The 11,287-nt window shown below is 39.5% G+C and carries 7 protein-coding genes, 1 tRNA gene, 1 other RNA gene and 2 pseudogenes; 7 read left to right on the forward strand and 4 right to left on the reverse strand.

The annotated features are described in order from the left end of the window. Nucleotides 1-738: 738 nt before the first annotated feature. Entirely contained in the window at nt 739-984 is a 246-nt protein-coding gene (locus ACFILW_RS07610) for a hypothetical protein (RefSeq protein WP_375685460.1), read from the forward strand. Between the two features lie 102 nt (nt 985-1,086). Here the strand turns inward: ACFILW_RS07610 and ACFILW_RS07615 are convergent. Then, a tRNA-Thr gene (locus ACFILW_RS07615) sits at nt 1,087-1,161 on the reverse strand. 175 nt (nt 1,162-1,336) lie between these two features. On the opposite strand from ACFILW_RS07615, the gene ACFILW_RS07620 reads away from it, so the two are divergent. From ACFILW_RS07620 to ACFILW_RS07645, 6 genes and pseudogenes are all read left to right on the forward strand, one after another. After that, on the forward strand, nt 1,337-1,489 hold the full coding sequence (locus ACFILW_RS07620) for a hypothetical protein (RefSeq protein WP_375622776.1): 153 nt from the start codon (nt 1,337-1,339) through the stop codon (nt 1,487-1,489). 177 nt (nt 1,490-1,666) lie between these two features. After that, the gene (gene murA, locus ACFILW_RS07625; RefSeq protein ID WP_375622774.1) at nt 1,667-2,962 is read left to right on the forward strand and encodes a UDP-N-acetylglucosamine 1-carboxyvinyltransferase; all 1,296 of its coding nucleotides are present in this window, start codon (nt 1,667-1,669) and stop codon (nt 2,960-2,962) included. A 72-nt stretch (nt 2,963-3,034) separates the two neighbouring features. Further along, nucleotides 3,035-3,380, forward strand: a pseudogene (locus ACFILW_RS07630) (UDP-N-acetylglucosamine 1-carboxyvinyltransferase); the annotation flags it as partial. A 421-nt stretch (nt 3,381-3,801) separates the two neighbouring features. After that, nucleotides 3,802-4,206, forward strand: a complete 405-nt coding sequence (locus ACFILW_RS07635) for a helix-turn-helix domain-containing protein (RefSeq protein ID WP_375685461.1) — start codon at nt 3,802-3,804, stop codon at nt 4,204-4,206. Between the two features lie 512 nt (nt 4,207-4,718). Then, nucleotides 4,719-6,626: a Ti-type conjugative transfer system protein TraG gene (traG, locus tag ACFILW_RS07640; protein WP_375685462.1), complete on the forward strand. Its 1,908-nt coding sequence runs from the start codon at nt 4,719-4,721 to the stop codon at nt 6,624-6,626. Nucleotides 6,627-7,521: 895 nt separating this feature from the next. Continuing rightward, nucleotides 7,522-7,878 (forward strand): annotated as a pseudogene (locus tag ACFILW_RS07645) (helix-turn-helix domain-containing protein). Between the two features lie 371 nt (nt 7,879-8,249). On the opposite strand, the gene ACFILW_RS07650 reads toward ACFILW_RS07645, so the two are convergent. The 3 genes from ACFILW_RS07650 to ssrS form a co-directional block, all read right to left on the reverse strand. Then, nucleotides 8,250-9,071 carry a TIGR00282 family metallophosphoesterase gene (locus ACFILW_RS07650; RefSeq protein WP_375646235.1) on the reverse strand — a complete coding sequence of 274 codons (822 nt, stop codon included), beginning with the start codon at nt 9,069-9,071 and terminating at the stop codon, nt 8,250-8,252. Between the two features lie 18 nt (nt 9,072-9,089). Then, complete coding sequence (locus tag ACFILW_RS07655; RefSeq protein ID WP_375646237.1) at nt 9,090-9,695, reverse strand: 5-formyltetrahydrofolate cyclo-ligase; 606 nt, start codon at nt 9,693-9,695, stop codon at nt 9,090-9,092. 345 nt (nt 9,696-10,040) lie between these two features. Further along, nucleotides 10,041-10,201: non-coding RNA, 6S RNA (gene ssrS / locus ACFILW_RS07660), on the reverse strand. Nucleotides 10,202-11,287: the final 1,086 nt, after the last annotated feature.

Raw genomic sequence — 11,287 nt, forward strand, 5'->3', positions numbered from 1 at the left:
ATAAAAGGCATGCTTTTCTTGGAAAGTTTCACGCCATACGGATCTTTCTGTTTGTGAACTTTAAGCGAAGAGGGGTGATTGATTTCAATAGAACAGAGGGAGAGAGCTTTTCGCTCTTGGGGCTCTTATGCAAGAGGAATAACGCTATCCGTATCAATCAAAGTATTCGTGTAAAAAAGATGCATGTTGAAAGAGGGAGACTTAGAGCACGTGGAAAATCATAGTGTATAAAGTTGGCAATGAGGGATCTTCTTTGAAACGGCGGGCTATCAATTTTCTGGCATATGGGATGTCTGTTATATAGCTGGTATATAGGATGCCTGGTATATGGGGATGCCTGGTATATGAGATGTTTGGTATATGGGATTTTTGCCATATGAGAGCGTGGGGTGGCTTCTTGAAAGCTTTATTGAGGGGGGGGCTGTTTGGTTTTTGCTTTTGTTAAGGGGCGGGGAGAATGGGAAAGGCGTTGAGAGGAGGGGCTGGAAAGATAAGATTATGGGGTTGGAGGCGGCTAAAGGTATCAACGGAATGTATTCAAACAATGAGTTTATAATAATTCATTATTGAGATTCAATTTGAATTGTAATGAGAGCCCAGAATGGTGTGAGATGTTCTTAGTCCTCTTATTCAAACGTTCTTATATTGAATCAAGTAAAATCGTTTGTTTGCATATTACAAACAGGGTGAGCTTGTGGGGGAAAAATATTCAAGAAATAAAATATTGAAAAAATAAAAATGCCTATATCGTCTCAAGTGACAAGAGCTGTTGCAATAGTGAGGCTTGGTAAAGAGAAGGATAGGGAAAATCTTACAGAAAGGAAAGAGAGGGAGAAGCAAGGAAAGAGGGAGAAGCAAGGAGAGAGAGAGGCAATGGGTGGGGGATATTCTTTGGGGTGTGTCAATTTCAAAAGCCGTTCGCAAAGTATTTTGGAAATTAAGCGTGTCATTGAGGCTCTTGATTTTGAAAGCCATTGGTTTTGAAAGCCATTGAAACCCATGGTTTAAAGAATGGAGGATTTGATAAAGCTGATGGAGGATGGTGGAAAAGAGAAGAGGAAAGAAGAAAAATAAAGAAAAATAAAATGGTGCTGCGAGAGAGGATTGAACTCTCGACCTCTCCCTTACCAAGGGAGTGCTCTACCACTGAGCTACCGCAGCCCTTTTCAATCTTTGCGCTGTCTTGTGCCATATTGTCAGAAAATAGGCAAGAGAACATTTGTATATTCTTGCAAGAAAACGTATCTTATGTCATGACATATGTTTCTTATATGCTTAAATATTTAAGGTTATGAGTTGCTTGATAGAAGCTCAACACTGTTTAAAAGGTTGCGCAATGACACAAATGTATCAAAAACAAAAACAAAATGAAATTAATCATCAAGATGAAAAAGCAAAACGACGTCAAGAAAGATTGGCACAACAATTGCGTCAAAACCTGAAACGTCGAAAAGAGCAAAGTCGTAAAAGAGCACAAACAGAACTCTAAAATGCAAAAAGTTCTAAAATGCAAAAAAAATGTTTTTTAGTAAATTTTTGCAACCAAACTTCTCAATAATTTGTTCTCATAGTTAGAATGCGTTCTAAAACGATTAATAAAGCATAACTTCCCGAAGGGGGATAATCCTTTGGAAGGGCAGGCACAAAGGAAAAGAGGGAAAACACAATGGATTCTATTCAAATTGTTGGGGGAAAAAAACTTCAAGGAACAATTCCTATTTCTGGGGCAAAAAATGCTGCATTGCCTCTTATGATTGCAGCGCTGCTTACTGAAGAAACACTCACTTTAGAAAATATTCCGCATCTGGCCGATGTCGAATTGCTTATTCGTATTCTCAATAATCATGGTGTGGGATATGCTGTTGATGGACAAGAGTTTAACGATGAGTGTGTGAATTCAAGAACAATTCATTTTACGGCGCAAAAAATAGCCACAATACGGGCGCCATACGAACTGGTGAAAAAAATGCGTGCAAGCTTTTGGGTTATCGGACCTCTGCTTGCACGATGCGCAGAAGCTTATGTTTCACTTCCTGGAGGATGTGCTATCGGAACACGACCTGTCGATTTTATCCTTGAAGGACTGAAAACTTTAAGCGCACAGATTACTATCGAAAATGGATATGTTCATGCAAAAGCGCTAAAGGGGTTAAAAGGTGCTCACTATCGCTTTCCTAAAGTCACTGTTGGTGGAACCCATGTGATGCTGATGGCGGCGACAATGGCAAAGGGGACAACCGTTCTTGAAAATGCGGCTTGTGAGCCAGAAGTGACAAACCTTATTCGAACCCTGAATGCTATGGGGGCTCAAATAACCGGTGAAGGAACAACAACACTTACAATTGAAGGGGTGAAAAAACTCAGCGGTGCTAGAGTACGCGTTATTGCTGATCGAATCGAAGCGGGAACATATGCAATGGCTGTTGCTATGACGGGAGGAGATGTCTTTCTTAAAAATGCAAATCCTAATCATCTCACAAAAGTGCTTAAAGTTCTCCAAAAAACAGGACTCGAGATTCAAATAGAACCTCATGGAATTCATGTTAAGAGAAATCCAAAGAACACCAAAATTATGCCCGTTGATATTAAAACAGGACCTTATCCTGCTTTTCCAACGGATCTCCAAGCACAATTCATGGCGCTCATGACACGGGCTGAAGGAATCGCGCATATTACAGAGACGGTTTTCGAAAATCGTTTTATGCATGTTCAAGAACTCAATCGCTTAGGAGCACAGATAAAGCTTGATGGGCAGACGGCAACCGTTTATGGAACAGAGAATTTGCAAGGGGCTCCCGTTATGGCGACGGATTTGCGCGCTTCTGTTTCTCTTGTAATTGCGGCATTGGCGGCAAAGGGAGAAACAATCGTCAATCGTGTTTATCACCTTGATCGTGGATTTGAGAGATTAGAAGAAAAATTGGCTCGTTGTGGCGCAAAAATCCAACGCATCACAGTGTAAAGCTTTCAAAGATATGCTCCAAAGAATGGCTTTGAGAGGTTGCTTGGGGGTTGGCTGTTGTGTGGGCGGCATGCTTTCATGACACGGGCTGAAGGAATCGCGCATATTACAGAGACGGTTTTCGAAAATCGTTTTATGCATGTTCAAGAACTCAATCGCTTGAGGGCGCAAATAAAGCTTGATGGGCGAGAGAGCAACGCATCTCATGGAACAGAGAATTTGCAAGGGGGGCCTCATCATGGCGACGGATTTGCGTGCTTGTTGTTTCTCTTGTGATTGCAGCCCTCTTACTCTTGTTACATTGGCAGCAAAGGGAGAAACAATCGTCAATCGTGTTTATCATCTTGATCGTGGATTTGAGAGATTAGAAGAAAAATCGGCTCGTTGTGGCGCAAAAATCCAACGTATCACAGTGTAAATCTGTAAGATGTCTCTCAAAAATGGCTTTGGGAGGGGGTGATATGTTGTTAGGTGTGCTTTTGGGAGGCTTGATCTCAAAAATAAAGGGTTGTTAATTCTCTCAATAAACGTGGGTTTTATCTCATGGTTTTTACGAGCGAGCATAAGAGTTTGAGAGGCGGGGGTGGAGCTCATAAAATAAAGACTGTTTTTAAATTTTATTGCTAATTTCCTGAAATTGCTTTATACCTTAAAGGGTAACTTTGGTCGTCTACGCAGCGATCAGTAGGGTCTGAAAGCCCTAAAGTTCAGTACATAAGATTAGCCTACTTTTGTAGGTATCCCGGGATTCCGGGAGTTTTTGCCATGTCCAGGTGCGATGAGCACTAAAAGCAAAAAAAGCTGACTGAACTCAGTACTTTCAGACTCCCGGAATACCAATGCGAGGGCGCTCGCAACCGGCAGGGGAGCTTGAAGTGAAAGCTAAAAATCCACACTTTAACGATATTTCGATAGGCAGAAAAATTCGCTTTAAAAGAACAATGCTTGGAATGTCGCAAAAGAAATTAGGCAGTCAGTTAGGGGTGACTTTTCAACAAATCCAAAAATATGAAAAAGGCTCTAATCGTATAGGAGCTGGGCGTTTACAAGAAATTGCTGATATTCTTAATGTTCCCATTTCTTTTTTCTATACGGATCTCTCGACAAAAGAAAATGCCTTGTATTGCTGTGATGAAGGGATCGCAAGTAAAGAAGAGCACATCCTTTTGAAAAGTTTTAGAGAGCTCAAACCTCAAAAACAGAAAGCAATTTTGTGTTTGATTTCCTCCCGCTCTACGCTCTAAAGGATGCATATTCCTGACTTAAAGGCTGCTCTGTAAACAGTCCGGATTCTGTTGGGGGGGGGGTGACCTACTCCTGACCCATTCATGTGGTTCACTTTAAAAAGGGCGTTACGGGGCAAGCCATGCCCATTTATTACACACTCTAAAAATACTTAATATGGAAAGTTTTACATGCCTTATATCACGGCTCTAAACAACAATGTTTTACGGCACAACATGATAAACCGCGCTTTTTTTCAGTGAACACTAATGCGTATTGTTATTGGTTTTTTTCTGTTAAGAAGCATATACAGTGTCGTAAAAGAGTTAAATAAGAAATTAAAATAGCGCGTGAAGCATCAAAGAAACTTTGAAAAAATTAGCTTAGGGGAGCTTTTTATAAAAGCCCGTCTTAGAGAGGCAGATAAGTCTTTCATCTTAAGATGGTTTGCTTTACATTTCAAAACTTGATAAAAATTCAAAAATTTCGAAAAAATAGGAAGAGAAGCTTTTTCTGGTATGCAGGGGGGAAAATGGTCAATAAATTAGACAAAAAACAGATTATATTTTTAGCATTGCCACTCATCTTTTCAATCATTGTAGCTTTTTTGGTCAATATAACCATCAATAACATTACAGAAAATGGAACGACGCCTGATGCTTATTGGTTTGTAAGATCAAAGCCACTGGATATTTTAATCCTTATTGCACTTTCATGTTCTTCATTCATCTTATTACAAAAAAGGCATACCAGAAAAAATATCATTATTTCATCCATGATCATCTTTGGTTTGTTTGCAACTTATTATAGTGCAAATGAATATATCAGACTTAGTCCCTATGTAGGTCAAAATAATATGACATGGGCGGATGTTTTTCCTTTCTTTGATAGGATGGTTTTAGGGGGTGTTATTGTTGGCATTGTTATCCTTGGTTACACGATAAAACTATCATTACCTAAAGCTTCACCTTTGAAAATTTCAAAAAATACGATCTTTGGTGGTGTTCAATGGATGAGTATGAAAAAGATTGAAGAGATTTTTCCTCGTGATGGTGAAGTCGTCATAGGAGAGCGCTATAGAGTCGACAAAGATATTGTTAAAGATGTCCCTTTTAATCCTAAAGACAAAACAACATGGGGAAAAGGTGGTAGACAGCCATTGTTGACATACAAACTTAATTTTGATTCAACCCATATGTTATTTTTTGCTGGTTCTGGTGGTTATAAAACAACCAGTAATGTTATTCCAACTTGTCTCAAATATTCCGGTCCACTGGTCGTTTTTGACCCTTCAACTGAAATCGCTCCAATGGTAAAAAAAACAAGGCAGCTGTCAAACAGAAAAGTATACGTTCTTGACCCCCATGGTTCTTTAACAGAAACTTTTAATCCTTTAGATTGGCTGTTAGATGAAAATCTCCCCCTTTATGAAAGAGAAGCGGGTGTGGTTGAAGTTGCTAGACTCCTTCTTTCTGAAAACTACAAATCAACTTCGACAGACCAATTCTTTGTATCACACGCACATAATTTGTTAACAGGAATACTTGCGCATGTGGTCTTTTCTGATGAATACACATTACAGGAAAAAAATTTAAAAACCCTTCATACGATCATGTCAATGCCAGAACCGTCTGTGATTGGAAAATTGCGTTCCTTACAGGCTTCATCGCCATCCCAATTTATTCGTGAAACCCTTGGCGTTTTTACAAATATGGCGGCGCAAACTTTCTCAGATGTCTATTCTACTGCTGCAAAAGATATACAATGGCTTTCCCTCTCTAATTATGCAGATCTTATCAGTGGTTATAACTTTAAAACTAATGATATAACAAAAGGAGATATCGATGTTTTTTTTAATATCCCCTCAAAAATTTTAAAATCTTATCCAGGTGTTGGGCGTGTCCTTGTTGGCTCTTTTCTCAGAGCTATGGAAGCTGCTAATGGTAATTATGCAAAAAGAGCGCTCTTTATTTTAGATAATGCTGATCTTTTAAGATATATGAACATTTTAGAAGAAGCACGTGATCGTGGACGCAAATATGGCATATCTCTCATGCTTTTTTACGAGTCTGTAGAGCAAATAGAACGTTATTTCGGTTCGTTAGGCGTTATGACATGGTTTGAAAATTGTGCTTTTGTAAGCTATGCCGCAATAAAAGATATTAAAACTGCTGAAAATATATCTAAGGCATGTGGTCAAATGACCATTGAAGTGAAAGATTCAAGCATAACTCTGGGAACATCAGGTATAGAAGGAACAGAGCATTTAAGTTTGCGACAAAGACCCTTAATATATCCACATGAAATAACACAAGAAATGCGAAAAGACGAACAGATTATTCTCGTGCAAGGAGAGCTCCCTATCCGTTGTGGACGCTCTATCTATTTTAGACGTAAGGATTTAACAGCTCTTGCTAATGAAAATAGCTTTTCTTCTTAATAAAGCACTTGTTTTTAGTTAAAATGAATAAAGTATTGTTGTATTTTTGGATGATATAATTAGAGATAAATCATTTTTATAATACATATTTTATAATATAGTGGCTTGAAAATGGGGGAGTCATAAACGATCTTTCTGCTAAGAATACAAACACCAAAAAAATTAAGACATAAAAAGAGTATCTTATCAATTATAATGCGTGGGGTGTTCAACATAACACGTAGAATATTCGTTTGGATATTTAAAACAATACGTAGAATATTGGCTGTGATATTTAAAAGGTTGCTTTACGCAATCTTCCTTATTTTATTATTCATTCGTAAACCAGTTTTTGCCTTCTTAAACTTCTTTGCTGGTGGCTTGGCTTTATTCCTATTTTTTCTTTTTTTCGGATACACGGCAGGAGCAGCACCCTATGAACACCAAACAGCAATGGTCATTGGGGGGTATCATCGTGATATTTCTTTGCTTGTTTGCTAATGATGCCTATGAAAGGTTTTTACTACGTCTAGCATCTCCTGATTATGATCTTATACCTATTTCAATAAATAGAGCTCACTTCGTTCACACATAATTTAATCAAAAATGAGAGGTTATCTGCCTCTTATAAAAATACAAATAAAGACTGTTTTAAATTTTATTGCTAATCTTCTCCAATTCCTTTATACCTTAAAGGGTGACTTTGGTCGTCTACGCAGCGATCAAGAGGGATTCAAAACCCCTAAAGTTCAGTACATAAGATTAGCCTACTCTTGTGGGTTTCCTAGGATTCTGGGAGTTTTTGCCATGTCCAAGTGCGATGAGCACTAAAAGCAAAAAAAGCTGACTGAACTCAGTACTGTCAGACTCTCGGAATACGCATAAGAGGCGCTCGCAACCGGTAGGGGAGCTTGAAGTGAAAGCTAAAAATCCACACTTTAACGATATTTCGATAGGCAGAAAAATTCGCTTTAAAAGAACAATGGTCGGAATGTCGCAAAAGAAATTAGGCAGTCAGTTAGGTGTGACTTTTTAACAAATCCAAAAATATGAAAAAGGCTCTAATCGTATAGGAGCTGGGCGTTTACAAGAAATTGCTGATATTCTCAATGTTCCCATTTCTTTTTTCTACGCTGATCTCTCAACAAAAGAAAATGCTTTGTATTACTGTGATGAAGGGATCGCAAGTAAAGAAGAGCATATCCTTTTGAAAAGTTTTAGAGAGCTCAGACCTAAAAAGAAGAAAGCAATTTTAAGATTAAATTTTCGTTAGAATCAAAAAAAAATTAAAGAGGCTCTTGCTAAATAATAAATTATTATATAAAGCTTTTTCTAGAGAAGGGGGTTAACATTTCTCCTCCCCCCCCCCCGCAGAAATGTCCAAATAAAACCTCCTTCTCATCATTTTAAAAATCACGAAAATTTTTATCCTTTATCTTTTATCCTTTTAAAAAGAGTGACTTATTTGTGCTAGAAAAGTTGCTGTATTAGGCAAATTGGAGGGCGGGGTGTTTTTAGTAGGGATTTGGGAAGGGCTGGAAAAATCGGCTTGCCAAATAGAGTTCTCAAAAGAAAATATTGGAGAACTATCATCCAAAGGGCGCACAGTGGAGAGCGATCATCAAAGGGGCGGCTTAAAAGAAGCTACCAAAAATCCGGAACTTCAGGCTTTAAATGAGGACCAATCCGTACCGCTGAGACCTTTTCTGCTAAACCGGTGCGATCTGAAATCTCAACCGCTAAACCACAAAGGGTGGCTTCTCCACACGCCGGTTCAAAACGGTCTTGCTTCGTCTTATAAAGAAAACGGTGTAAGGGTTCTTCTTTATCCATTCCAAGAGAGGAGTTATAATCTCCACACATGCCTGCATCTGTTAAATAGGCGCTCCCACCTTCTAAGATTTGCGCGTCAGCCGTGGGAATATGCGTATGGGTGCCAACGATAACACTCACACGACCGTCAAGAAAATGGCCAAAACATTGCTTCTCGCTTGTCGTTTCTGCGTGAAAGTCAAAAATAATCGTATCGGCTTGCTCCATCAACGAACAGGCAAGCAGAATATTTTCCGCTGTTGCAAACGGGTCTTCTACTTTGCACGGCATAAATACGCTGCCCAACAGATTGGCGACAAGAACACGGGCGCCATTTCTTGCCGTAAAAACACCAGAACCTCTTCCAGGTGTTTCTTTCGAAAAATTGGCAGGGCGTAAAAAACGATCACTCTCATGGGCATATTGCAATGCTTCTTTGTGAGAAAAAGCATGATTGCCTGTGGTGACAACATCAACACCGGTCATCAAAAGATCTTGATACGTCTCTTGCTTAAGACCAAAACCACCAGAGGCGTTTTCACCATTTACCACAACAAAATCAAGCTGCCATTTCTCAATCAGTTGAGGAAGGTGTTCAAAAACAGCTTTACAGCCCGTGTTACCAACAATGTCACCTAAAAATAAAAACCGCATAGGCGCTTTAATCACATTTTAACATTTTAAGAAACCTTTTTCTGTAAAAATGCCCTGTAACTGTAAATCATATTCTGTCGGAGGAATAGAGGAAACCTCCTGACATGAAAACCCTATGCCCCATAATGTCATTTGATGCCCTTGTTTTTCAAGAGCTTCAACCGCACGGTCATAGTATCCTCCTCCATAGCCAAGACGGTGACAGTGACGATCAAACGCAGAAAGCGGAACAATAATATTATTGGGGACAACAACCTCATTGTCGGCACTGGGACCAAAGGTGCCAAAACGCATGGGCTCTAAAATCGTGCTGGGCGAAAATGCACGGAAAATCATGGTGGTGGAATCAAGAACTGCTGGTAAGGCTAAATGTCCACCGCGTAACGCTACAGCATCCAGTAAAGGACGCGGGTCAATTTCCGATTTAATGGGCCAATAGCCTGCTAAAATGAGGCATGAAAAATCGGTTCCCTTCTTTTCAAGGTATTCAATAAAGTGGCAACAAGCACGTTGCGAAAAGAGTGCGCGCTCTTCTGTTAAAAGAGCATCACGACGCGATAAACCGCTTTTGCGTTGCTGTGTGCGAAGGGATGAAGCAGATTCACAGAGGGGATTTTGTGTCATTGTCTCGTCAATTGTTTTAATAAGATGTTGGCATTTTATCCATTGTTGGCGTTTTGTAAATCTCTGTTAGGACAAGAGCTGTACTCATGAAAAAAAGCATGAAAAAAGTGTGTGCTCTTTATAGGGGGTATCTTGGTGCGATAAACCGCTCTTGCGCTGCTTGCGGGCGAAGGGATGAAGCAGATTCACAGAGGGGATTATTTTGTCAGTGTTGTCTGTTTTATAAAATAAAGCCCCTCGTCATTTTTATTTCTTGAAAAGAGAGTATCGTCATTGGTCTTATGTAAAAGGATGCTCTCAATTTTAGCTGGAAAAATTTTTATGCAAAAAAGTTATACAAATAAAGGGTGATCCACAACAGCCGATGGAAAAAGCTGATCCCGGGAACCTATACAAATAGGTGGGCGCCATATGAAAAAGCCCACGGGCTTGATCAGGGACAGCTCCCTTGGAGATCATTAAGGTCTCAGGAATACGTTATTTCCTGTCGAGAAGCGCAGAACACCCTCCTTAATATAAAACAATTTCAGAGTTTCTGCTAGGGATAAAATAACCTCGCTCTCTTCTTTTTCATAAAGTATTTCAGGAGAGTTTTTATAACCTTGCTGGTGGCTGCTCGAAATGGCTGTATGATGGATGGCTTATTCAAAGTAAAAAAGCAAAAAATATGAGTGGGGGTGGGTGATTGAGTGACGTAGAACGGTTTATTGGCAATGGCTTGACTGGCTCTTTTGGGACAATGCTTGATTTTTATGTTTCGTGGGAATGCTTGGAGGAGTTTTGAAAGGAATATTTCTTATTCAAGGATGTTTGTTGAATTGATATTGCTTCTTTGAAGTTTTTGCTTTGTGAAGCCATATTTCAGGGCTGTTTTATCAGCTTTGAGGGGTGGAGGAGAGCCGATACGGTATGTGCTGCTATGGTTGAAGTTTAAAAATAAAAACAGATGATGACAGTTTATCAGAGGCGCTAAGCGATGTTTTAAGCTTTTTTCAAAAAGTATTTTTTGAGGATCGTGTTTACAAATTTTTTTTATCCATGATGGAAGGTGTGAAAAGAAGAAACGGCTGAAGAGGACTCAAGCGTGAAGCGTTTTCTTGCTATGAGAGAAATTCTGAAGGAAGTATATTGGAAATGTTTGAACGCTGCCTGCAATACAAAAAAGGTCCAAATTCAAAAAAGGCACTGTCAATTGTGTGTGGGGGTGTGGTTATAAGCAGGGGCAGTTTATTGAGTGGAATGTGAAGCCGGCTTGCGTCTTATCTAGGTTTGAAAAGATGCCGTAAAGTGTCTTGTTCTTGAATGGTTTTAAAGAGCTTGGGGTGATTGTTCGTCTAACAGAGCTTGCACGCGCTTTTGAATCCTGCGCATTTGTGGAGTGTAATCCAATGCTGTTTCATCAATCTTAAGAGCCAAGTTTTGGACGCTCTGTTGCTTCCATGGTAATGGCTAAGTTTCAAAAAAGGCACTGTCAATTGTGTGTGGGGGGTGTGGTTATAAGCAGGGGGCTTTTAATTTATTGAGTGGAATGTGAAGCCGGCTTGCGTCTTATCTAGGTTTGAAAAGATGCCGTAAAGTGTCTTGTTCTTGAA

Origin of the sequence: Bartonella sp. TT110JLCBS (assembly GCF_042193405.1) — a bacterium.
Taxonomy (GTDB): domain Bacteria; phylum Pseudomonadota; class Alphaproteobacteria; order Rhizobiales; family Rhizobiaceae; genus Bartonella.